The 24490-nt window shown below is 66.2% G+C and carries 19 protein-coding genes; 3 read left to right on the top strand and 16 right to left on the bottom strand.

Annotation, left to right across the window (positions count from 1 at the left end; genetic code table 11):
• Positions 1-73: 73 nt before the first annotated feature.
• The 12 genes from fadD32 to glf form a co-directional block, all read right to left on the bottom strand.
• Complete coding sequence (fadD32, locus tag CBI38_RS02260) at positions 74-1969, bottom strand: long-chain-fatty-acid--AMP ligase FadD32 (RefSeq protein WP_109326048.1); 1896 nt, start codon at positions 1967-1969, stop codon at positions 74-76.
• 187 nt (positions 1970-2156) lie between these two features.
• A complete protein-coding gene (locus tag CBI38_RS02255; protein ID WP_109326047.1) occupies positions 2157-3146 on the bottom strand; it encodes an LLM class F420-dependent oxidoreductase in 990 nt (329 codons plus the stop codon).
• A 193-nt stretch (positions 3147-3339) separates the two neighbouring features.
• Entirely contained in the window at positions 3340-4317 is a 978-nt protein-coding gene (locus CBI38_RS02250; protein WP_109326046.1) for a cutinase family protein, read from the bottom strand.
• 6 nt (positions 4318-4323) lie between these two features.
• Positions 4324-4890, bottom strand: a complete 567-nt coding sequence (locus tag CBI38_RS02245) for a DUF732 domain-containing protein (RefSeq protein ID WP_109326045.1) — start codon at positions 4888-4890, stop codon at positions 4324-4326.
• Positions 4891-4996: 106 nt separating this feature from the next.
• A complete protein-coding gene (locus CBI38_RS02240) occupies positions 4997-6886 on the bottom strand; it encodes an alpha/beta hydrolase-fold protein (RefSeq protein WP_109334804.1) in 1890 nt (629 codons plus the stop codon).
• 143 nt (positions 6887-7029) lie between these two features.
• Positions 7030-8025, bottom strand: a complete 996-nt coding sequence (locus CBI38_RS02235; protein WP_109326044.1) for an alpha/beta hydrolase — start codon at positions 8023-8025, stop codon at positions 7030-7032.
• A gap of 280 nt (positions 8026-8305) precedes the next feature.
• A complete protein-coding gene (locus tag CBI38_RS02230; protein WP_109326039.1) occupies positions 8306-9316 on the bottom strand; it encodes an alpha/beta hydrolase in 1011 nt (336 codons plus the stop codon).
• Between the two features lie 335 nt (positions 9317-9651).
• Complete coding sequence (locus CBI38_RS02225) at positions 9652-11568, bottom strand: arabinofuranosyltransferase AftB family protein (RefSeq protein WP_109326038.1); 1917 nt, start codon at positions 11566-11568, stop codon at positions 9652-9654.
• Position 11569: 1 nt separating this feature from the next.
• Positions 11570-12475 (bottom strand): decaprenyl-phosphate phosphoribosyltransferase, encoded by a 906-nt coding sequence (locus tag CBI38_RS02220; RefSeq protein WP_109326037.1) that lies wholly within the window; start codon positions 12473-12475, stop codon positions 11570-11572.
• Positions 12472-12990, bottom strand: coding sequence for a phosphatase PAP2 family protein (locus CBI38_RS02215; protein WP_109326028.1), 519 nt, complete (start codon positions 12988-12990; stop codon positions 12472-12474). Before CBI38_RS02215 ends, CBI38_RS02220 begins: the two co-directional genes overlap by 4 nt.
• On the bottom strand, positions 12971-14887 hold the full coding sequence (locus CBI38_RS02210) for a glycosyltransferase (RefSeq protein ID WP_109326026.1): 1917 nt from the start codon (positions 14885-14887) through the stop codon (positions 12971-12973). The genes CBI38_RS02215 and CBI38_RS02210 overlap by 20 nt, the downstream gene beginning before the upstream one ends.
• Entirely contained in the window at positions 14884-16131 is a 1248-nt protein-coding gene (glf, locus tag CBI38_RS02205; protein WP_374432658.1) for a UDP-galactopyranose mutase, read from the bottom strand. Before glf ends, CBI38_RS02210 begins: the two co-directional genes overlap by 4 nt.
• Positions 16132-16278: 147 nt before the next feature.
• Here glf and CBI38_RS02200 point away from each other — a divergent pair, with 147 nt between their 5' ends.
• A complete protein-coding gene (locus tag CBI38_RS02200; RefSeq protein ID WP_109326025.1) occupies positions 16279-17388 on the top strand; it encodes a glycosyltransferase in 1110 nt (369 codons plus the stop codon).
• Here CBI38_RS02200 and CBI38_RS02195 read toward each other — a convergent pair.
• Positions 17385-18947: a SpoIID/LytB domain-containing protein gene (locus tag CBI38_RS02195; RefSeq protein ID WP_109326023.1), complete on the bottom strand. Its 1563-nt coding sequence runs from the start codon at positions 18945-18947 to the stop codon at positions 17385-17387. The genes CBI38_RS02200 and CBI38_RS02195 overlap by 4 nt on opposite strands.
• A 237-nt stretch (positions 18948-19184) precedes the next feature.
• On the opposite strand from CBI38_RS02195, the gene CBI38_RS02190 reads away from it, so the two are divergent.
• Positions 19185-21311 (top strand): N-acetylmuramoyl-L-alanine amidase, encoded by a 2127-nt coding sequence (locus CBI38_RS02190; RefSeq protein ID WP_109326022.1) that lies wholly within the window; start codon positions 19185-19187, stop codon positions 21309-21311.
• 33 nt (positions 21312-21344) lie between these two features.
• Here the strand turns inward: CBI38_RS02190 and CBI38_RS02185 are convergent, their stop codons facing one another.
• The 3 genes from CBI38_RS02185 to CBI38_RS02175 all read right to left on the bottom strand — a co-directional run bounded on the left by CBI38_RS02185 (position 21345) and on the right by CBI38_RS02175 (position 23484).
• Entirely contained in the window at positions 21345-22166 is an 822-nt protein-coding gene (locus tag CBI38_RS02185) for an HAD family hydrolase (protein WP_109326021.1), read from the bottom strand.
• Positions 22167-22221: 55 nt separating this feature from the next.
• Positions 22222-22398 carry a hypothetical protein gene (locus tag CBI38_RS38785; RefSeq protein ID WP_230990059.1) on the bottom strand — a complete coding sequence of 59 codons (177 nt, stop codon included), beginning with the start codon at positions 22396-22398 and terminating at the stop codon, positions 22222-22224.
• Positions 22399-22728: 330 nt separating this feature from the next.
• Positions 22729-23484 carry a lysophospholipid acyltransferase family protein gene (locus CBI38_RS02175; RefSeq protein WP_109326020.1) on the bottom strand — a complete coding sequence of 252 codons (756 nt, stop codon included), beginning with the start codon at positions 23482-23484 and terminating at the stop codon, positions 22729-22731.
• A gap of 90 nt (positions 23485-23574) precedes the next feature.
• On the opposite strand from CBI38_RS02175, the gene CBI38_RS02170 reads away from it, so the two are divergent.
• Entirely contained in the window at positions 23575-24453 is an 879-nt protein-coding gene (locus tag CBI38_RS02170; RefSeq protein WP_109326019.1) for a hypothetical protein, read from the top strand.
• Positions 24454-24490: the final 37 nt, after the last annotated feature.

Raw genomic sequence — 24490 nt, 5'->3', positions numbered from 1 at the left:
CGCACTTGCGCTGCTACCCCGGTCTTCATTCAATTCAGCCATCAACTCACCAAGCTACCCGTCAGAAAGTGGACTAGTCGGAAACGCTATCGGGGAATGCCGTCTGCGTGTATCCGCCACGCAGGGTCCCTTCGATGTAGCTCGCCTTGCAGGCGCGGCGGGCGATCTTGCCGCTCGACGTGCGCGGAATCGATCCCGCCGGCACCAACAGAATGTCCCGTGCGGTCACACCGTGCCTGCTCGAGATGGCTGCCCGCACCGTGTCGGAGATGGGCTGCGGATCGGCCTTGCCGGCGCCGGGAGCACGCTCGGCGACGATGACGAGCTGCTCCGAGGAATCGTCGGGGTCGAACGACAGCCCCGATTGTGTGTTTTCGAACACGACCGACGGCAACTGGTTGGCCGGGACGGCGAACGCGGCCACGAAACCGGGCCGAAGGGCGTTACTCGCCTCCTGCGCGGAGAATTCGAGATCCTGCGGGTAGTGGTTGCGGCCGTCGACGATCACGAGGTCCTTCACCCGGCCGGTGATGAACAGCTCACCGTCGATGTAGACGCCGAAATCTCCGGTCCGCATCCAATTGGCGTCCTCGGGTGTGCCCTCGGCGTGACTGCCCTCGGCGAGCCGGTTGATCAGCTTGTTGTGGAACGTTTCCGCGGTCTCGTCGGTGCGACCCCAGTAGCCGGTGCCGATGTTCTCACCGTGCAGCCAGATCTCCCCGACCCGGTCGTCGGGCTGCTCGATGCCCGTCTCCGGATCGACGATCGCCGCCCACTGGCTGCGCGCCACGTATCCGCACGACACCTGCGGGATCGCGTTCTCGGCGTCCTGATCGACCTTGACGACGCGTCCCGCATTGAGTTCATTGCGGTCGACGTAGATGACCCGGGCCTCGTCCGAGTGGCGGGTCGCCGACACGAACAAGGTGGCCTCGGCCATGCCGTACGACGGCTTGATCGCGGTCTTGGGCAGACCGTAGGGCGCGAACGCCTCGTTGAACTTGCGCATCGACGACGTCGTCACCGGCTCGCTGCCGTTGATGAGGCCGATCACGTTACTCAGGTCGAGGCTCTCACCGTTCTTCGGCAGACCGCGGGCGGCCGCGTGCTCGAAGGCGAAGTTGGGGGCAGCGGCGAAGGTGCCCGCGCCGTCCGAAACCGCGGCAAGCTCCTTGATCCAGCGGTACGGACGCTGCACGAAGGCACGCGGACTCATGATGGTGATGTACTTGCCGCCCAGCGCAGGCAGGATGACCGTCAGCAGGCCCATGTCGTGGAACAGTGGCAGCCACGTGACGCCGCGCGAGTTCTCGTTGAGCTCGATGGAGTCGACCATCTGCAGGGCGTTGGTGCCTACGGCACGGTGGGTGATCTCGACACCGGCGGGGACACGCGTGGACCCGGACGTGTACTGCAGGTAGGCGATGTCGTCGAGGTCGATCTCGGGGCGAACCCAACTGTCGCCGACGCTGTCGGGAATGGCGTCGACCGCGATGATCCGAGGGCGTTCGGCTGCGGGAAGTGACCGGAAGAACTGGCGAACACCCGCGGCGGAGGAGGTGGCCGTGAGGATCGCGGAGGGCTTGCAGTCACCGAGGACGGCGTGGAGGCGGTCGGTGTGACCGGGCTCGTCGGGATCGAACAGCGGCACCGCAATGGTGCCGGCGTGGATTGCGGCGAAGAACGAGATGACGTAGTCGAGACCCTGCGGCGCGAGGACGGCGACACGGTCGCCGGGCTTGGTGACCTGCTGGAGGCGGGCGGCGACAGCACGCAGGCGATGACCGAACTGTTCCCAGGTCAGCTCATGGGCTTCGCCGTCACGGTCCCGCGAATAGTCGATGTAGCGGTACGCCAACTCGTCCGAGTTCTCTCGCGTGTGACGCTGGACATAGTCGACCAACGTACTGTCCGAGTCGAGCCGGATATGGCCCTTCTCGTCGATAAAATCATCGAACTTCGCGTTCATTCCATCTCCTCCGAAGCGATCACACAGGCACGCCACCGGCATGCCTGCGCCCCAGACTTCCTTCGCCGAATCGGATCTTGTACAACTCGTGGGGAATCACGCGAAACGCGACTCACCCGAATAAGTGCATCGATTCCAAACCATCGATATGTTACAGATTGGCATCGCCGCCCTCGCTACGCTGCGTCTACTCGCCCTTCAGTTGCGAGATGATCGGCGCGAACGCATCCATCTGTGTGGGGAACACGCCGACGTAGGACATTGTCGTCTTCTCGCGCACCATCCGGATCTGATCGGCGATCTCGTCGAAACTGCCGATCGCCAGGTAGGGCGAGTTGAGGATGTCCTCGACCGAGAGCTTGGCGTCCACCTCGATATTGGGTGGGAAGCCCTGATCGAGCGCCGAGAGTGCCATCTCGGCCGTCTGCTCCCGGTCGTCGGTGATGACGATGGTCGTGATCGTCCAGTTCAGCTCGATGTCGTCGAATCGCTCACCGGCCGCTTCGCGGATCCGCTCGACCCGTTCCATCGTCTTCTCGAGCGTGACCCCCGACAGCAACAGCTTGCCTTCCTTGCTGGTGGGGGTGGCGACGGAGATGATGTCCGCGTACTTGGCGGCAAGAGCCAGCATCTTGGGGCCGCCACCACCGACGGCGATCGGCGGGCGCGGGCCCTGGCGGGGCCGTGGACTGCCGGTCAGGCCCTTGATCTGGTAGTACTTGCCGTCGAAGTTGCATTCCTGGCCGCGCAGCAGCGTGTCGAGAATCTGCAGCGACTCCTCGAGCTTCGCGATGCGCACGCCGGGCCGCTCATAGTCGATGCCACCCTTGTCGAACTCTTCCTTCATCCACCCGGCGCCGATACCGAGCTCGAGGCGTCCACCCGACAACACGTCGATGGTGGCCGCATCTTTGGCGAGGATCGCCGGGTGCCGGAAGCCGTTGGCGAGCACCGCGGTGCCCAAACGGATCTTGTCGGTGGCTATGGCCAGCGCACCGAGCGCGGCGATCGGCCCCACCTGATTGCCCAGGTGATCGGGGATCATGAAGCTGTCGAACCCGAGTTCCTCGGCCTTCTGGGCCAGTTTGACGAACCGGCGCGCGCCGCCCTCGTCTGCATTGCCCTCGCCGCCGGCCGCGAATCGGAACTTACGGGGCGGGCTGGCCTCGGAACTCATGTATCGCTTCTCCTGTGGTGAAACGCCCGCGCAACAGGACGTGAACATCGGTGGGATGGGCACGGGTGGTGCCGCAACAGTGCAGCACTCTACCGGTGCCGAGAAACGCACACTACCGGCGAGTACGAGGCGTGCGTCTCTGTTTGGGACGATTTCCGGATCAGGGACCTCGGCATACCCACCAGTCACAAACTCAACTGTGCGGCGGCGTCGGCGCGGCGGCGATCTTCTCCGCTGCCCACCGCGCCATCCACTGGGTGGCCGTGGTGCCGTTTCCGTCCACGACGTACGAGTTGTACAGCGCGTGGACAGGGTTGTTGTTGTACTCGAGCAGGCGCAGCGCGCTGCCGATCCAATTGCCCGGCGCCAAAGCCCGGGCGGGTGCGTCGCAGATGCCGTCCGACGGTGCGCAGATCTCGACCGTGCGGTCGGCCAGTTCCCCGAAGCCACCGGGACGCGGTCCGGTCATCGTGATGCCCGGAATCTGCAACCCGGCGAGCGACAACTCCGCGCCGACACCGACGACCGGAGCACCGATATTCGTGGCGGCCGAGGGGTCCCGGCGGCCGTCGGCGATGAGTCCGACACCGAGAACGAGGTCTTCCGGGACAGGACCGTCACCGGCGCCGATGCTCGACGCGATGTCGCCCGCGATCACCGCACCCTGCGAGAAGCCGGTCAGCAGGAAGCTCGTCAGCGGGCATTCGGCGTGGCGACGGATGAGAATGTCGTTGGCGGCTGCCATCCCTGCGGCCCGGCTGTTGTTGTACGACTGCTGGCCGTCCGGCGGGAAAGCGACCGGATTGGAGAACTGGGCGACGTACGGAACCGTGTAGACGTCGGCCCGCGACGGCGGAAACTGCTGCTGCAACGGCCGGGACACATTGAGCATCAGCGACGCCGGGTTCGCGGTCGGGTTGTACGGATCATCGGTGGGGCTGGACTCCCACGTTCCCGGGACGACGACGACCTGGACGTCCGGGCAGCTCGCGGATTGCGAATCGGGCCGATCCGGGCCGGGCGGGCTCGGGATGGGTTGGGGGAGCCGCCCCGCAAGGAGATACCAGAGTGCGATCAGTGCCAGCAGAACCACCAGCAGGAAGGCCGCCAGCAGTACGAACTTGCGCAGAAGGCTGCTCTTCTTCCGCGTTCCGCGCCCGGTCCCCGTCATCGGCGTTTACTTGCAGTAGGTCGCGTGCGCGACGTCCACGTAGGTCTGCGCGTCGGCTGTCGCCTGCTCCTGGCTGAGCTCCTTGCCCGCCGCAGCAGCCTCGGAGCCCACCATCGCCGTGACGAACACCATCGTGTCGGCGTCGCTCTTGCCTTCTGCCTTGGACTGGCAGATGAAATCGGCGGTGCTCACCGCCATGGTGCCGTCGGCGGCCGGTTCGATGCCCTTGTCCTTCAGTGCGGCGAGGAACCGCTGACCGTCCGCGCTGACAGGAACCTCACTGGGCCCGGGGAAGTCACCGGGAACTTCTTCGGGCTGCTCGGGCGGCGCGGTCGCCGCCTGGCCGGGGCTCGTCACCGGCGCCGACGAGGTGGCACTTCCGCTGGGAGCAGGCGCCGAACTCTCGGTAGCACTGGACGTGGCCGCTGCCGTGGTGGTGGTCGCGGACGGTGTGGACGTCGCCGTGGAGTCGTCGCTGCCACATCCGACGAGCAATCCGCTTGCTGCAACTGCGATCGCGCCGGTCGCCAGTGCTCGTGCGAAGGTGGTGCTGATACGTAAATGCTGCGGCATCTAATTCCGTCCTAGTTTTCCAAGTCGTTGTCTCTCGACAGGGTACAGACGCAGATCGGGCGGGAACCCGGTCCGCTGGACCGGTCCCGCCCGCTGCCTACGCGCATCAGTGCACTTCGGCCTTACCGTCGATCAGGGTGATGTAGCCGGTCTGGAAATTTTGCTGCACACCGCCGGGGATGACGAATTTGTCACTGATCGGGAAGCCGATCCGGCCGGCTTCGTAGCCGACGCTCTTCCAGGCGTCGAAGATCGGACCATTCTCGATCGCCCAGGCGCCGGACAACGGGCTCCAGTAGATGTTGCCGCCCTCGAACTCGTTGAACCGGCCACCGTCCTTGACTGCGATCTCGCTCGTCTTCGGGAACCCGAGCCATCCGCCTTCATACCCGAGCTCGGCGTACTTGCCCATGATCATCCCCTGCACGCGGTGCGTGCCGTGGGCGGGGCTGTAGTACATGGCGCCGATCTCGAAGCCCTGCACGACACCGTCCTTGCCGGGGGTGGGCACCTCGTCGGCCACCGGGTAACCGAGCGGCCCGCCTTCCCAGCCCTGGCGTGCCCACTCCGCGAGAATGGCCCCGCGGATGGCATGCGCACCGGTTTGCGGTGTCCAGTAGATGGACCCGTGCTCGAAGTGATTGAAACGACCGCGACCGTCCGGTGTGCCCAGCTCGGGTGTGGTCGGGTAGCCGAGTGGCCCTGCCGGACCGCCTGCCGCCTGGTAGGCGCCGCCGATGACCCCGGCAACCGGATGGGTGCCCGTGTCGGACTTGGCGAAGATCCTGCCGAAGCGGAAGTCCTGCACCGTGCCGCCCGCGAGGCTGTACTCGGGTGTGAGGCAGTCCCCGATCCACGGGCTGGCCGCCGCGACCCCGGCAATGGAGCCACCCGTGCCGCACACCGGCTTGTCTGCCTCGATGCCCACGGCGGCGGCGAGCTGCGGCCACAGCTGGTGCAGCTCGAACTGCCAGTACGGCCACGAGTGTGTCCCGGACGGGCGGTAATTGACCTGCGCGGGAATACCCAGCTTGTTGAGCTTGGTGGCGAACGTCTGCGAGGTGAGGCGCGAAAGAATCTCCAGACCCATGCCCGCGTAATTGGTGCTCACGCCCGGAATACCCGACGGCTGGTCGTACGGGCCGGTGGTTCCGCTGCCGCTGGAGATGTACAGGCTGACACCCTTGAGCTTGTCGGCCAAGAGGTACGGGTCGTGCTCTTCCCACGCCGAGCTGGTCGGGGGTCCCCACATGGCGTTCGCGTCGAACCCGCCGGCATCACTCATGGCGTACGCGACGGCCTGCGGCATTCCGAGCGCCGTGGTGGTCAGCATGCCCGACAGTGACGCGGCGAAGTCGAAGAATCCCTGGTTGCGAGCGGCGAGGAACATGGCCGACGTCCCGCCCATGGACAACCCGACCACTCCACGCGTCTGCGTGGTACGCCAGTCGCTCTCGAGGATCGGCGGCAGTTCCTTGGTGAGGAACGTCTCCCACTGGTAATTCTGGCCGTTGTCCTGCGCCACCCAGTCGGAGTAGAAGCTGGACTGACCGCCCACGGGAAGGACGACGTTGATGTTCTTGTCCGCGAAGAACGATTCGGCGTCGGTTTCGAGTGTCCAGCCGTTCTCGTTGTCCTGCGCCCGCAGGCCGTCGAGCATCCAGACCGACGGAAACTTCTCGGTCGGCTTGGAATTCCAATCGCGGGCGAGCAGCAACTGGACCTGAATCGGCACACCCATGGACGGAGAGTTGACCCACAGCGCGACCCGGCGGTCGGACAGCCAGTCGACGTGATGAATCGTCGCGCCACTCGGCGCCTGCGTAGCTACCGGGTCCGCATGCACGGCAACCGGCGCAGCGGACGCGGTGGCGGCCGAGGTGAACCCGACCGCCACCGGCACCACGAGCACAGCGGCGAGCGTGGTGAGGACCCTTCTGCGGACCACTCCGGCCGACACACGCTGACGTTCTGCCTCGAGCAGGCCTACTCGCATGACGTTCACTCTCTCTCTGCGCGTCGAGGCCACAACACGGAACACTGCCTCACGTTCCGGTTCTTTCTACACGCAATCAACTGACGAGTGGGGGCGCCGCGCTGTTACCGCTGGTGCAATTGTTACTTCCGAGCTATTTCCGGCTAGCCGATGGTGTTGCTGAGATCCGGTGCCAGATCATGGATCTGCTGCTGCCAGTACCGCCAGCTGTGGATGCCGCGGGGCGGGAAGCTGTAGGTGACGTTCTTGGCACCGATGGTCGCCATCCGCACCTGGAAGGCGCGGGTGTTGGCCAGCGACAGCGCCTCGAGGCTCGCGCCGGTAGTGGCGTTGAACACGTCCATGACCCCGGTGGGGGCGGCGCCGCCGGGGGCGGGAATGCCGTTCGCGGCGGAAACCCAGACGCGGGTGCCGTTGTCGCGGAGTTTGTTGGCGAAGACGAACGGGTCGTTGCGCAGCCACGCCGGGTTCCACGGCGGGCCCCACATCGCGTCGACGTTGAACCGACCGGCGTCGAGCATCGCGACCCGGATGGCTTCACGCATGCCGGGAGCGGAGATGTTCAGGTACCCGGAGAGCGAACCGGCGTAGTTGAACTGATCCGGGTGGTACGCGGCGAGCGTCAGAGCGGCGCTGCCACCCATCGACAAGCCGATGACTCCGTTGCGGGTGGACTGGAAACCGAGACGGTTCGCAAGCGCGTTGCGGAGTTCCTCCGTGAGGAAGGTCTCCCACTTGTAGGTGACCTTCTGACCGTTGAAGGTCGAGTTCGACAACCAGTCGGAGTAGAAGCTGGACTGGCCGCCGACCGGCTGGACGACGTTGATGTTCTGCGCGGCGAGGAACGGCCCGGCGTCGGTGTTGATTTCCCAGCCGCTGAGGTCGTCCTGGGCGCGGAGGCCGTCGAGCAGGTACACCACGCGGCTGGTGTTGCCGTCCGCTGCACGCCAGATGCGGCTCTTGACCGGGCCCATGCTCGAGTCGACCCAGAAGTCCTGGGCTGCAGGGTCGAAGGCTGCGGATGCGGTCGCGCCGCCGCCCACCATGGTCACGCCCAGCGGCAGTGCTACTGCCAGAGCAATCGCGGCGGCGGTGCGTCTGGCCCACCCGCTCGTTCTCGTCGAACCCCCAACTCGCATGAAATCGTCTTCCCTCCGGTTGATCCCTCGCGCGCCGCGGACGCGGCAACCACTCGAACTCTCGTGAAAATCTCACGTACAGACGCCACCCGCGCAGCGATCGCTGCGCGGGTGGCGTCTCGACGGGATCACCTTACTGACAAAACATGTCGTTGCGCACTCCCGGGTACGAGAATTCCGACCGTTTCCCCGGTTCGGGCTCTCTCCGGACAGACCCGGTCCCGGACGACGAGTGCCGTCCCACCCGGAAGGTGGGACGGCATTCGATGTCGAGCTCAGATCACCAGGCGCCGAGCGTGTCCAGGATCTGTCCGCGGGCCTTCCACAGCTCCGAGCTCCAGTACGGCCACGAGTGTGTGCCGTTGGCGGGGAAGCTGAAGTGGGCGGGAACACCGAGGGTGGCCAGGCGAACCTGGAAGGCGCGGGTGTTGGCCAGTGCGAGCGCCTCGAGTCCCATGCCGTTGGCGGTGTTGTAGTAGTCGATCGGTGCACGCGGGTGGTCGAACTCACCGGGCAGGCCGCTGGCGGCCGAGATGTACATCGACAGGCCCTGCAGACGCGGGGCGAACACGAACGGGTCGTTGCGCAGCCACGCGGGGTTCCACGGCGGGCCCCACATCGCGTCGACGTTGAACCGGCCGGCGTCGAGCATCGCGACCCGGATGGCTTCACGCATGCCGGGAGCGGAGATGTTCAGGTACCCGGAGAGCGAACCGGCGAACTTGAACTGGTCGCGGTGGTACGCGGCGAGCGTCAGAGCGGCGCTGCCACCCATCGACAGGCCGAGAACCGCGTTGTTGGTGCGGGAGACACCGTAGTTCGCGAGGAAGTTGGGAAGCTCCTGAGTCAGGAAGGTCTCCCACTTGTACGTGATGGGCTGGCCGTTGAAGTTGCTGGGCGCGTACCAGTCGGAGTAGAAGCTCGACTCGCCGCCGACCGGCATGACCAGGGTGACATTGTCGTTGCGGTACTGGTCCAGCGCGTTGGTCTCGAAGCTCCACGCGTTGCGGTCGTTGCGGGCACGCAGGCCGTCGAGCAGGTAGAGCGCGGCGCTACCACCACGAGCTGCCCACTGCACCTGGACCTTGATGTTCCCCATCGAAGAAGGAACCCACAGCTCCTCGTATCCACCCGACGGTGCGGTGTGGACGGGGGCGGCGTGAGCGGGTGCTGCCACGGCGACGGCTCCACCAGCGACTCCTGCGGCCACAGGCAGTACCAGTGCGGCGGCACCTACTGCCATCGCACGCTGCTTGAGGCGCTGAGACAACCTCGTTCTGGCAAAACGCATGGATACTGCTCTCTCTCTTCGTCTGCGGACTCCGCCAAGAGGCGGTTCCGGCGGATTCCGTCGGGGAACAGGCGACCTGCCGGCCCGGAACTATCCCGGTTCGGCAGCGGACCTCTTCCAAGTCACACTGCGCTCGGTGGACTGTATGTCACACAAAGTTCCCTGACAAACGCTCGCGGAGCATTTGCCGGGGCACTTTCTCGACCACCTTCACCGATGACTCATCATCGACGTACATCGTGACCGAAGGGCCCGGCGTTACACAAACGAGATGTGACGTTCTGGCATCGAGATCTGCAGGTCGGCCACCGGAGACCGCGCCTGCCCGATTCGGCCTATTTCACCGGTTCCGGAAAAGGTGGCTCGAGATTGCACCGCTGAATTTCATACGCGGGCACCCGATCGAAACGGTAACTCGCGAAATCCAACGCATCCTTGAAATTCTGCTTGAAACGCGGCCAGGTCAGTTCGGACCTATACGAGGTCAACAGTTCCTGTGTCTCTGGGCAGGACAGCGCCACGCGCGCTTCCGTCACCCATTCCTCGTCGAGGAATCCGGGCATCCACGGGTGCTTGTCGATCATTCCCGTGTCGACCACCACCCAGTCGGGATAGAGGTTCTTGTCGTGTCCGATGCGGCCGTCGTCAAGACGCTCGGTGTGGGCCGCGAGCGGATACGCGAGGCCCATCTGGTCGAGAACCTTCACATCGAGCCCGACGTTCATGCTCGTCATGCCCAGGTTGAGGAAATAGACCGTGTGGCCTGCACCGCCCTCTGGGATCGGAAGGGGCGGAGGAACGACGAACCAGTACGTGTAGTCGGGCGACGCGATGAGCAGGCCACCGTCCGGGGTGTCCGCAATGGTTTCCGCCATGGCCCGCATCCGGGGATAGTCCAGATAATCGTCGGCGCGAATGGGATGAGCGTGACCGGTATTGAGCACGTAGAACGCGCGCTCGTCGACAATTCCGGATCGCCCGACGACGGCGCCTTCCGGCATTCCGGTGGTATTGGACGCGAAGAATGCCCACACCACCGTGCCCACCCACAGGAATGCCATCGCGAAGAACATCGAGGTTGCGCGATTTCTCCCCCACGACACCTTCTCGGGAATTCGCACCGGAATAACGGCGACGGGGACGAGGAAACAGAACAGCACGGGAAGGAGAACGCGCCCGTGCATGAAGTCGCCGCCGACACGGAGCGAATAGAGACCCAGAATGAATCCACTGCCGAGAATGAATGCAACCACCGCATTCTGCGTCCGGAGCCGGGCGCGTAGGCGTCGGACACGGCTCCCGCGAGTGTGAGCAACACCATTGCCGAGAGACTTGCTGCGACCCCGCCAGGCGAGCACCACGGCGACGAGAAGGAACAGCAACGGAAGCCACAGGAGGTACGGGCCGACCAGATTCCACAGATACGCGAACCCCTGCGACCACTTGGCGCCACCGGCGTCCTTCGACACCGCGGTGTTGGGATACGGGAGCGCGTAGTAGCCCATCCGCCAGATCTGGTACCCGACCGGCACGATGCCGGCCACGAACACCATGACGGTGCGCGCCACCCAGGTCAGTCCGGGCGCGAGGAAGATCATGGCCAGCGACAGGGCGCCCAGAATAGCCAGTTCGGGTCGCACCAGCGGGCCCATTCCCGCGATGAACGCAAGGATCAGCACAGATCCGGTGGAGGGTGCAGCAGCCTGGCTCCAGCGGATCAGCAGCAGCCACAGCAGCGCGATCCAGAAGATGACCAGGCAACTTTCGAGGCCGGACGTGGCGAAGTCGCGCGCAGGCGGAACCGCGATGTAGACCAGGACACCGGCAGGCAGGAGGAACAGCGTTCCGCCCGAGCCGAACGATCCACCGCGATAGAGCCGGGCCGTGCCCAGCATGGCGAGCACGATGGCTGCCGTGGACAGAACCAGGGCAATCGTGAGGACCACGTACTCGAGCCGGCTCTGGGTGAGCCAGCCGAAAGCGTAGACGATGTAGGTCCAGGCGGTACTGGTGTTCGCCTCGACGCGTTCACCTGCGTTGAAGACGGGACCGTTGCCCGCGAGCAGGTTGCGCACGGTGCGCAGGACGATCAAACCGTCGTCGGCGATCCACCGACGCTCCCAGGCTCCCCAGAACATCAGAAGAGCCGAGATGGCCACACCCCCGAGGAAGACCACCCTCGAGAGGATGGCCTTCCGGTGGCGTTCGGTCTGCTCCGCGGCGGCATCCGAGTGTTCGGTGCCTCCTACCACGTCAGACGAGGTAGACAGCGACACCCACCACTCCGATCCAGGCGATGGCGAGGAGTTGGAGCACGCGGTCGCCCAGAGCGATCTCCTCGGGCTCTCCCGCCTCGCCGCCGTCGACGTCGACCGCGTAGCGGAGGATCGCGATGGTGAACGGCACCATGGAGATGGCGTACCAGTTCGTGTTCTTCAGGTCGTCCTGCTGGAAGGCCCACAGTCCGTAACAGAGCACCACGGCCGTGGCGCTGAGGGTCCAGACGAAGCGCAGGTACGTAGTGGTGTAATTCTCGAGCGACTTGCGGATCTTCGCCCCGGTGTTCTCTGCGAGCTGCAGTTCCGCGTACCGCTTACCGGCGGCCATGAACAACGAACCGAACGCCATGACCAGCAGGAACCACTGCGACAACGCGATCTCGGCGGCTACACCGCCGGCGATGGCGCGCAGCAGGAAGCCAGACGAGACGATGCAGATGTCCAGGACGGCCTGATGTTTGAGGCCGAAGCAGTACGCCAGCTGGATACCGATGTACACGGCCATCACGACGGCGAGCTGCCAGTTGGCCAGGAACGACAGGGCGATGGCACCAACCAGGAGGACGACCGCCATGGCGAATGCCAGGTTGACCGGGAGGACGCCGGCCGCGATGGGCCGGAATCGCTTGGTGGGGTGTGCGCGGTCCGCTTCGACATCCATTGCGTCGTTGACGAGGTAGATGCCGGATGCTGCCATGCAGAACACCACGAATGCGAGCGCGACCGGCAGCAGGACGTCGGGCTCCGTGGCCGTTCCTGCCGCGATGGGAGCTGCCAGCACCAGGACGTTCTTCACCCACTGGCGGGGGCGAACTGCCCGGACGATGCCTGTGGCCAGGGATGTCGGGGGTCCGGTGACGACTGCCGGTTCCTCGCTCATTTTTCTCCAAACTTCTGCTCGGCCTTGAGTACCGCAGCCGCAGACGCGGCCCCCAGGGCAGATCCGGCGAGCACATCGGTCGGGTAATGCACTCCCAGAACGAGCCGGGAGAGCAGCATCGGCGGTACCAACAACGCAGGCAAGGGTAGCCCGGTGAGTCGGCCGAGCAGCACAGCAGCCGCCGTCGTGGACGTGGCGTGCGAGGACGGGAAGCTCAGTTTGCTCGGTGTCGACACGTTGACCTGGATGGACGGGTCGACCGGCCGAGGCCGGCGGACCACGCGCTTGATCGCGATCGACGCCGCGTGGGCACCCACCGCGCCGACGGCGACTCCCGCCCACTGACGTCGGCGGGGCTTGTCGAGCGCGGCACCGATTCCGGCGACGGCCACCCAGCCGAAGGCGTGCTCACCGAAGTGAGACATCCCACGGGCGGTGGCGACGACCCCCGGCTTGCCGGCGATCGTCGACTGCACAGACCGCAGAATCTTTACCTCACGAGATGCCGAAGACACGTTCCCACCTCTCCTTGCTGGTCAGGGCAGGAACAGCGTCCTGGTACTCACGTTTGAGATCGGGGAACCGCTGAGCCAGTTCACGGCGCAGCCGCAGGGCTTCCTTCAGCAGCGCGAGGGCCTGCTTGGGGTTGCGCTTGCGGTAGACGACTCCCCTGCCGTCGGCGGTGGTGACCGTGACGCCGTCCACCTGCGAGAGGAGGAACCAGCGTGCGTCCAGCGTCGGGACATTGAGCTGCGGCCGCTCGTGGTGTTCCGTGTGCGCAGGCTTGACGTTGTGAACCAGGCCCTTGCCGAGGCGCACGATCTTCGCCAGCGGGTTGGTGGGCAGACCGACGGCGCCGACCTCGGCCCCGGAGGGCAGCGGCAGGCTGGTCGAGGACGGCAGGACAACGGCGTCCGGAAATTCCTTACGCATCGCATGGACGTTGCCCAGCGCGGTGGGCAGCAGCTCGAAGATGTGCTCGGGTCCCTGGAGGAAGTCGGCGATGGCCTGGTTCTGAATCGCCACGGTCGAGTATTCGAGGCACAGCAGGTGCTTGATGGTGGCCTTCACACTGTTGACCACGAGGCCGCGGACGCTGCCCGGCATGTGCAGGGCCGCGACGACGAGCCGGTTCCGCAGATGGAAGTACGCCTGCCAGTCGATGGCGTCGTCCTTGTCGCTCCACGCCATGTGCCAAATGGCGGCACCGGGCATGGTGATGGTGGGGTAACCGGCCGCGCGGGCGCGAAGCCCGTACTCGGCGTCGTCCCACTTGATGAAGAGTGGGAGCGGCTGACCGAGTTCCTCGGCCGCCTGGCGGGGGATCATGCACATCCACCAGCCGTTGAAGTCGACGTCGATGCGGCGGTGCAGCTTCTTCGAGTTCTCGCGGTCGCTGAGCGGGTACTTGGAGAAGTCGTGGTCGTATTCGACGTTGGGCGCGGCGGTCCACATGAAAATGCTGCGATCGACCACTTCACCCATCGTGTGCAGGTGGCTGCGCTCCTGGAGGTTCAGCATCTGGCCACCCACCAGCATGGGGGACTTGGCGAACCGGGACATCGCGAGCGCACGCAGAATCGAGTCGGGCTCGATCTCGATGTCGTCGTCCATGAAGAGAATGTGCTGGCAGTCGGTGGTCTTCAGGGCCTCGTACATGATGCGGCTGTAGCCGCCCGAGCCACCCAGATTGGCCTGGTCGTGAATGACGAGGCGTTCACCGAGAGCGGCTGCGGCCTCTTCGTACCCGGGCTCGTCCACGACCTTGCGCGTGCCCTGATCCGGGACGATGACGGCCTTGACCACATCGAGCACCAGCTCGTCGGACGCGAGCGCTTCCAACGCCTTCACGCAGTCGGTGGGCCGGTTGAACGTGGGGATGCCCACGGCCACGGTGCCCTCGCCCGGCGCATCGATCGGCGCGAACCAGCCGGCGCTCTCGAGGACGACCTCGGTGTCGGAGGTGATGTCGAACCAGATCCAGCCGCCGTCCTCGAAAGGCGCCAGCTCGATCTCGAACTCCATCGCGGCGTCGCCGTCGAGGAACTCGCGTCCCTCGACGTGGATGCGGGACGAGTCGGCCTTCGAGCGGTACACGTCGACGCGGCCGTGGCCGGACAGATCCAGCCGCAGCACCACCGACTTCAGGATGGTCCAGCGACGCCAGTAACTCGCCGGGAAGGCGTTGAAATAGGTGCAGAACGAGGCCTCGGACTCCGCACCGACCGACAGCGACGTCCGCGACAGCGGGTGGGCGCGACGACTGTTGGTCTTCGCTTCCTCCACGTAGAGGGTGCGCACGTCGAGGGGCTCCCCCGGCCGGGGCACGAGAATGCGCTGCAGCAACGACTTGCCCAGCAACGACGGGTCCTCGGTCCCCTGCTCGGCCTCGAGCAGGTGGCGGGCGCTCATTCGGAGTCCCCCACGAGTTCCGCACCGGATTCGAAGTGCGGTCGAAGGGAGTTGTCGAACATCGACAGCGCGCTCGCGATTGCCATGTGCATGTCCAGGTACTGGTAGGTGCCGAGGCGTCCGCCGAACAACACCTTCTTCTCGGCCATCTCCGCCTTGGCCCGGTCCCGGTATGCGGCGAGTTTCTCGCGGTCCTCACGGGTGTTGATCGGGTAGTACGGCTCGTCCGCGCTCTCGGCGAAGCGCGAGTACTCGCGCATGATCACCGTCTTGTCCTTCGGATAGTCCCGCTCCGGGTGGAAGTGGCGGAACTCATGGATGCGGGTGAAGGGCACGTCGGCGTCGTTGTAGTTCATCACCGGTGTTCCCTGGAAGTCGCCGGTCTCGAGGACCTCGGTCTCGAAGTCGAGCGTGCGCCAGCCCAGCTCCCCCTCCGAGTAGTCGAAGTACCGGTCGAGGGGGCCCGTGTAGACGACGGGGGCGTCCGGGTTCGCGGCACGCAGCTCGTCACGGACGTCGAAGTAGTCCGTTTCCAACCGGACCTCGATCTTCGGGTCCTTTGCCATGTTCTCGAGCCACGCCGTGTAACCGTCGACGGGGAGGCCCTCGTACGTGTCGTTGAAGTAGCGATTGTCGAACGTGTAACGCACGGGCAGTCGAGTGATGTTGCCCGCAGGCAGGTTCTTGGGGTCCGTCTGCCACTGCTTCGCGGTGTAGTCCCGGACGAAGGCTTCGTACAGCGGGCGTCCGATCAGGGAGATCGCCTTTTCCTCCAGGTTGGACGCTTCCGCCGGGTCGATCTCACTGGACTGCTCGGCGATCAGCTTCCGCGCCTCCTCCGGGGTGAAGAAACGGCCGAAGAACTGCGACACCAAGCCGAGGCCCATCGGGAACTGGTACGCCTGCCCCTTGTGCAGTGCGAACACCCGGTGCTGGTAGTTGGTGAATTCGGTGAACTGGGTGACGTAGTCCCACACGCGCTTGTTCGAGGTGTGGAACAGGTGTGCACCGTACTTGTGGATCTCGATGCCGGTCTCCGGCTCGGCCTCCGAGTAGGCGTTTCCGCCCAGGTGGTGGCGGCGGTCGAGCACCAGCACACGCTTGCCCAGCTGTGTTGCTGCACGCTCGGCGATGGTCAGTCCGAAGAATCCGGAGCCGACGACGATGAGGTCGTATCCGGCCGCGCTGTCGCGCTCCGTCTCGGCCTTCGCGGGGGCAGTGGTCTCTGGGTTTGCAGCGGTCACGGTGAACCAGGGTAAGCGACTCGGCCCCCCGTGCGCGGCCACGGGGTGCACGGACACCCTCGCCATGCACGAGGAGTTCTCCCGGTATTCACCGCTTCTGCGAACCTCGTTGTTCCCACCGTCGCGCCGATCCCGCTCAATGATCGGGTGCGCATCGTCCAGCTGGCCAACTTCTACGGACCGCGGTCGGGCGGGCTCCGCACTGCCCTGCACAACTGGGGGCGTGGCTACGCCGAGCGCGGCCACGAAGTGGTCCTTGTCGTCCCAGGTCAGCGGGATAGTGAGGAGGTTCTGCCGGGTGGGGTTCTTCGGATCACCCGGGCGGCCCCGGTGATCCCGGCGACCGGCGGCTACCGCATCGTCAATCCGCGGCGCGTGGCCGACGTCGTGCGAGGACTGCGACCCGACGTCCTCGAGGTGTCCGATCGGCTGACGTTGCGTGGTTTCGGCGGCTGGGCCCGCGACCGCGGCATTCGCAGTGTCGTCGTCTCACACGAACGTCTCGACCGACTTCTCGGCCAGTTCGCACCGCGTCGTCTCGCCACCGGGTGGGCCGATGCCGCGAACCGCCGCATGTCGCGCAACTACGACGCCGTCGTCTGCACGACGGACTTCGCAAGCGAGGAGTTCCTCCGGATCGGGGCACCCAACCTGCACCGGGTGCCACTGGGGGTGGATCTGGCGATGTTCCATCCCGGCAAACACGATCAGGGCATGCGCGACTCCTACGCCGGGCCGGCGCAGCGCTTCCTCCTGCACTGTGGCCGCCTGTCGGTGGAGAAGCAGGTGGAGCGGAGCATCGAGGCGGTCCGCTTACTTCGGCGCGAAGGGCACGACACCCGCCTCGTCATCGCCGGTGACGGACCCCGGCGGGAAGCACTGAAGTCCCGGGCACGCGGACTCCCGGTCCACTTCACCGGGTTCATCAGCGACAAGTCGCAGCTCGCCGCCCTGTTCGCCTCGGCCGACGTGTCGCTGGCACCCGGCCCGCACGAAACGTTCTGCCTGTCGGCGCTGGAGTCGCTGGCAGCGGGCACCCCGGTAGTTGCGTCACAGTCCTCGGCGCTGGCCGAGATCATCACACCGGGGTGCGGCGCCCTGGCGCGCAACCGCGGCTCGGCCTTCGCGGAGGCGGTCAGCAGCGTCCTCGAGATTCCCGCGAATACTCGGCGGGCGTCCGCCAGGCGTCGGGCCGAGGATTTCGGCTGGGCCGAATCCGTCGACGGAATGCTCGCGGTGCTCGGGGACGACCGCTAGCTGCCTCCGGTCGGGATCCAGTCCCGGAGCACACTCGCGTCGATCACCTGCGCACCCAGCTTCTCCGTCCAGATGATGGTTCCGTTCTGATACATCCGAAACTTGCCCGCCTCGGACGGCAGCATCATCTCCGGACCGACCGGTGCACCGAGCGTGCTGTTCACTCCGCCCAGTTCCTTGTACTTCTCGGCGATCGGCGATCCCGGGTTGGTGCCGACGGTGTCGTCGTCGGCGAGACTCGGGTCGGGTTCGCCCGGCACCGACGGCTCTCCCGGTATCCCGACGCCCTCGCCGACCGTGAACCAGTCGGACTTCAGTTTCAGCTTGGCCCGCGCCTGCGCCCCCGTCGCCTCCGTGGTACCGGCGGAACCGACTACCTTCACGCCGGTGACCCGGCCCCCGTCGACGCCGAAGTTGTTGCGTGTCACCACTTCGAAGGTGTGGAGTTCGCCCACACCGAACGCGGTCGCGATATCGCCGGCCGTCAGCGTGACCGCCCAATCGTGGTGCGGCGACGCGGTGTCGCCCTGGTCCTCGACAGCCGGAAACTCGCCACCGGCCGTGAATCCGCCTGTCGACGACGAAAATTCGGCGGCAACGGCCTTGTTGTCCTTGACGAGGATCATGCCCTGAGTCGAACGCACGGCATCCGTGGTGCGAGGATCCTCCACCGCGGAGCCGCCATAGACCTGGCAACTCTGAGTGTCGCAGGTCCGCGCGTAGGCCTCACGACTCTCGGCGGCAGCGTACGAGCGTGCGGCAACCGCCTGTGCCCGAAGGGCTTCCGCACCGCCGGTATCGGTCCACTCGGCCTTCGCCTCGACGGGCACGACCCCGAGCAGGTAGTCCTCCATGCCGAGGACGTTGACCGTGCGCACGGCTGCGCCGTCCAGCGCGACACCGAGTGCACCGCGGTACGGCGTGTCGCCGGCACAGAAGGTGAGGTGTTCGTTCGGCGGACGGTCGGGCCCGAGATCGACCGGGTCCACCCACGGGTGGTCCGTGACGTCCTGCCACAGCACCTCCCCGGCGCAGCCCCGGGTCACGACGACGTTGGCGCCACCGCCCGCCGTCGGCGTGAGATGCACGGCTTCACCCGGCCCGACGGGCTTGCCCGCCACGACCGCACCGACGGCGGAATACACGTCGAGTGTCTGATCGTCGCGGCCCTGTAGTCGCACGCTGATCTGCGCGTCCGCGAGCGTGCCCAGGGTGGTTCCGCCGTAGTAGTGGGCGAGGATGCGCTCGGCTGCCCATCCCTGGTCTTTGGCGTATCCGTAGGCGCCCCACTGGCCCATCCCGCGACCGTGCCCGTTGCCGTGTCCGGAGAGCGTGAACGGAGTGTCCGAGGCGACCGACTCCCGAATCTCCGGCTCGGCCGAGCGGAGATGAACCGCCATGCCGGCAGCGCCCACCACGAGGAGAGGGGCGATACCGAGCGCCGACACGCGCGCCACCGACGACGTCCATCCGCGCCGAACGGGACGTCCCGCGATGTACCGCCTTCTGCGTGTCCAGGCAGTTCTCCCTGCGCGGATCCCGAATTCGGTCTTGGACATCAATGCACTCCTCATCGCTGAAACAACGAGCTCCGAAGCGCGGTGAGTGCCTTGCTCCGGCGGGTCCTAAGAATTCGGGATAAAGTCTCAATGTAAGGTTGAGCGTTATGGACCTGTGTGACTAGTGTGGCAAGAGTGATTCGAGTTGGCAACATCAGTCACACAGGTCACATCGGCATCACAAGTTGCAGATGAGCGAGGCCTGCTCGCAGGAAACTACAACTGAGGAGAGTCCCCTTGCCGCACCGCCGACCGAAGCCCTCGATCGTCCTCGGGGCTGTCGCTGCTCTGGCTGTCGCAAGTCCCGTTGCGGTCTACGGCATCAGCAGCGCCCCCTCCGACGTCCGCTCCACCAACGAGACCTCTGCCTCCGCGGTGTCCACGGAGATCGCCCAGGTAGTGCTCTCCCAAATTCCCGACATCGTGATTCCGCTGAAGGAACTGACGGGGCTGAACCTGCCCGACGTCAATATCGGCGATCTGCGCAACGTGAAGATCCCGCCGTACATTCAGATTCCGAGCAATCTCCCCCTGCCGGCCGGAATTCAGATCCCCAACCTGCAGATCCCCCTGAAGCTTCCCGCTCCCGGTGACGTCTCCGACCCGGCGATCTTGCCGCCTGCCGACCAGCAGCCGGGAGCCATCGTCAAGCAAATCACCCGGGACACCCCGTTCAGCATGGTTGCGCTCACCTCCGAGACCGTGGCGTCCGCGGAGTCGAAGGTCCGCGCCCTGCGAGCCGACGGAACCTGGGGCGATTGGTTCTCCCCCGACATGATCGACACGCGGCGCACCGACAGCACGGCGTCGAACGGCACGGTGGCCACCGAACCGGTGTACGTCGGGTTGACGAAGGCCATCCAGATCCTGACGCCCACGACTGCGCCGGCATCGGCCGCCGGGCCGGTACCCGCTCCGGCGGCGCAGCCTGCACCTCCGGCGGCACCTGCACCTCCGGCTGCCGCGGCGCCCGCGGGTGCTGCGCCGCTGGGGTACACACCCGCTTCCGTCGACCGACCGCTGCGTCAACAGCCGGCCCAGACCGGTGCCGACGACGTCACCGCCGTGCTCATCGAGCCGGGCAGCGGACCGGGTGACGGGGCCCTGAGCGACATTGCGGCACCGATCGGCGGTTCCGGACCCAAGGTGATCACCCGCTCCCAGTGGGGCGCCGACGAGTCGATCCGTTGCGACGAACCGACGTACGACGACTTCATCGGTGGTGCGACGGTGCACCACACCGCCGGCGCCAACGACTACTCCAAGGCCGAGTCCGCCGAAATCGTCCGGGCGATCTACGCATACCACGCGCAGACGCTGGGCTGGTGCGACGTCGGCTACAACGTGCTGGTCGACAAGTACGGGCAAATCTTCGAAGGTCGCGCGGGCGGTCTGGACCGTCCGGTTCAGGGCGCGCACGCGGGCGGGTTCAACGAAAACACCATGGGCATCGCGATGATGGGTGACTTCTCATCCGAGGATCCGCCGCAGGCGACGATCGACTCCGTCGGCAAGTTCCTCGGATGGAAGCTCGCCAAGGCGGGACTCGATCCGCTCGGCCAGACCACGATGTACTCGGAAGGCACCGAGTTCACGCCGTATGCACAGGGTGAGGCCGTCGACCTGCCGGTGATCTTCGCGCACCGAGACGTCGGCAACACCTCCTGCCCCGGTGATGCCGGGTACTCGCACATGGACGAGATCCGTCAGATCGCGGCCGCGAATAGCGGTGGCGGCGGCGACAGCGCATCACTCGCCTCGGGACCTCCGGCGGGCGAGACCCCGCCTGCGTCCGCGCCGGGAACGGATGCGAGCGCGAGCCTCGGCGCAGGCATCCCGGCCCTGGTCAACGAAATTCTTCGGCTGACGGACCCCTCCCCCGTCGCACAGAAGTGGGTGGCCGAAGGCGGTGACACCGGCCCCCTCGGGCAGGCCGTCACCGGACTGCTGCAGGCGAAGGCCGGCAACCAGGGTGCGAAGTTCACCAACGGAGCCATCTACACGTCACCCAACGGGGGTGTGTGGTCGGTTCTCGGACAGATCTTCAAGACCTGGCAGAACCTGGGCGCCGACAACGGCGAGCTGGGATTGCCGACTTCCGACGAATACCCGATCCCGGGTGGGCTGCGCACCGATTTCGAGAACGGCTCGCTCATCTTCAACGAGCTCACCGGCATCGTCACCAAGGTGTTGAAGACCTACAACGACGCCTACGCGGAGGCGTACCGCGACGGCGCCAGGGTCGACGCCGCGGCGCCCGCCGCACCGCCCGCAGATCCGGCACAGCTGCCGCCGGCACCTGCACCTGCACCTGCACCGGTCGAGCCTGCGCCGGCCGCTCCGGCACCAGCTCCGGTGGGCTGACGGAACTGCATCACCCTCTCGGGCGCTGGTGGTTTACGACCACCAGCGCTCGAGTACTTTTGCCACCCCGTCGTCCGAGTTGGTTGCGGTGACCTCGTCGGCAGCCGCCTTGGCGTCCGGATGCGCGTTCTCCACGGCCACTCCTCGACCCGCGAGATTCAGCATCGGGATGTCGTTGGGCATGTCACCGAACGCGACGATCCCCGACGCCGTGACCCCGAGCTGCTCCATCACGATCGCGAGGCCGGACGCCTTGCTGATCCCCGACGCCGACAGCTCGATCAGACCGTTGTCCGTCGAAAATGTGAGGTCCGCGCGGGCGCCGAGGTGGGGCCGCAAGACGTCGACCATCGCCTGGCTCGACATTCCGGGCACTCTGATCAGCAACTTGACGGCAGGCGCTGCCAGAACCTCGTCCTCGGACATCTCGGTGTTGTCCGGATTGAGCCACGCATGCTGATAGCCGGGAGAGCTCACGAACTGGGGTGTGGCCGCGTCGTGAGCGCTGACGCCCACACGTTCCGCCGCCAGCCCCGCGCCCGGCAACATCTCCAGAGCGATCTCCGACAACCAGGTGAGGGTGTCCACGTCGAGCGTCGCGGCGCTGAGCACTCTGTCACTGTCGGCGTCGTAGATGACGGCGCCGTTGGCGCAGACGGCGAGGGGCGCATAACCCAGGCCCTCCACAACGGGATGGATCCACCGCGGCGGGCGACCGGTGGCGAGAACGAACGGGGTTCCCGACGCCACCACCGACTGCACGGCGTCACGGGTGCGGGCACTGACCCGTTCGTCGGGCCCGATCAGGGTGCCGTCGACATCGGACGCTACAAGGGTCGGTCGGTCTGGGCTCACCCGGTCATTCTGCCTGCACGGTTCTTCCCCGTGCCGAGCGGCCGCCGGGCTCGGGCTACCGGTGGTGTCGCAACTCGGTCTCGCGGCGGTCCATCTCGGTGGCTTCCTCGATCGTCGGGGCACTGCCGCCGAGACGTCTCGGGACCCAGTACGCCCCGGCCGGATGCTCGAAGCCACTCTGCACGTGATGCAGGATGCCTTCCATCCGCGCGTGCAGCGCCGCGGTGAGCAACTCCGGCGGTCCCGTCGGCCCGATCGGCCGGAATCACGCCGCGCAGCGACATGGCGAATGCGTGCACCAACGGCATCCTCGCAGCCGCGCATGAGAAATTCATCACCCGGGTCGCGCGCGAGCCCGGCCTTCGCCATCAGTCGCAGTTTCCTGTCCGCGGCGGCCACCGTCAGCGCCAGCTGAACGAAGTCGAGGTACGCGGTGTGATTGACCGCGAGCCCGCGCCGCTCGTCGCCGGGATGTTGTCGAGTCCGGTGCGAGAAATCCTCAGTCCCTGGAAACGGGACAGCGCCCTTGCCGCCGACTCGACAAAGACAGGTTCCACCCGATCTAGCTCCCGGACTCCCGGGCCTGTCGAGCCTGCGCCCTCTTCTCGGCGTCGGCGGCGTCCAACTTGTCGGCCTCTTCCAGCGTCGGCGCGCTGCCGCCGAGTCGCGCGGGCACCCAGTAGGCGCCCGCGGGATGGTCGTAATCCTTCTGCAGGTCGGCGAGCATTTCCTGCATGGTGGTGTGGAGTTTCTTCGTCAATTCGGCGGCGGGCTCGATCGGCGCGATGGGCTCACCGACAGCAATCGAAATGGGGGTGTTGGTTCGCCCGAGGCGCTTCGGGAACCCCTTGGTCCACACGCGCTGCGCACCCCAGATCACGATCGGGATGATGGGCACGTCGGCCTCGATCGCCATCCGTGCGGCGCCCGACTTGAATTCCTTGATTTCGAAGCTGCGACTGATTGTGGCCTCGGGATAGACGCCGACCAGCTCCCCGCGGCGCAGCCGGTCGACGGCAGCCCGATACGAATCCGAACCAGCCCCGCGGTCGACGGGAATGTGTTTGAGGGCCCGCATGATCGGGCCCGAAATCTTGTTGTCGAACACTTCCTTCTTCGCCATGAAGCGGACGTACCGCTTCACCCTGCGCGCCGGGAGCCCCGCATAGGTGAAGTCCATGTAGCCGGTGTGATTGATCGCGATCACCGCCCCACCCGTCGCGGGAATGTGCTGATCGCCCTTGACCGTGAACTTCAGCCCCTCGAAGGCGAATACGGTGCGGGCAATGCCGATGACGGTTCGATAGACGGGTTCCACAATCGGCTAGCGTAGCCGGGTATCGGCGATCTGGCCCGAAGTCGGGGACGGACGCTCGGCGGGGAGTCGGCAGGAGGGCGTGTGAAGGAAATGGGCCGCACGGGCAGGGGGGCGTTCGCGCCCGCACACACATTCGCCCTCGTGGTCGGGATCCTCGCCTCAGCGGCGGCCTGCGATTCCCAGTCCGGCATCCCCGTGGACGCCGCGGAGGCAGACGTTGCGGCGGCAGAAGTCGCGGCGGCAGGAGTCGCGGCTGCCCCCACCTCCACCGCCGACAGTCCCGGTACCGTGCCTCCCACCTCGGCCCGGCCGGCCCCGCAGGTGGTCGTCGGTGAGGTCCCCGGCAATCCCGAGGCCGCCGACGCCGTCCGCGCATGGGCTCTCGACCTCGTCACGGATCCCGAGGGGCTGACCTCGACCTGCTGGACCCTGCCGCCGGCTCAGATGGCCGAACAGTACGAGGACACCGGCGCAGTGCTGCGGGCCCTCGCACAACCCGGTGTCGACGGGCAGTTCTCCGTGTCGTGGACGGGTGGCGGCACCACCGTGTCGGTCAAGCGGAGCGAGATCGCGTCGGGTTACGCCTGCCCGCACGTCCATCCCGCCGGGACGGCCGACGTCTACACCCCGGCGGACGCCGAACACGCGGTGGCGAGGTTCCTGTCGCGGGAGGCGGGACGACCGGTGAGCCCGGCCGACACCGAGACCGCCTATCCCTTGATCTGCCCCGGGTTCAGTCCGTGGGACCCCTCCGGGGCGGGGGACGGTGGACAGCCACCGCTGAAGCAGGACCCCGACGTTCTGGCCGACACCACCGCGTTCGCGGCAGACGACATGACCACCACACCGGTCCGCGGCGACTACGTGAACGTCACGGTCCCGGTCACCGATGTCTCGGGTGTGACGAAGACCAAGCAGGTCACCTTGTCGATCGGCCAGGACGGCTACTGCCTGGGCGAAGTAACGTAGGCGGCTCCGCCGCCCGTGCGCCTTTTTGGCTGTTGGG

The organism is Rhodococcus oxybenzonivorans (assembly GCF_003130705.1).
GTDB lineage: Bacteria > Actinomycetota > Actinomycetes > Mycobacteriales > Mycobacteriaceae > Rhodococcus_F > Rhodococcus_F oxybenzonivorans.
The sequence above is the reverse complement of the archived record's forward strand: the minus strand, read 5'-3'. Positions and strand labels throughout refer to the sequence as shown.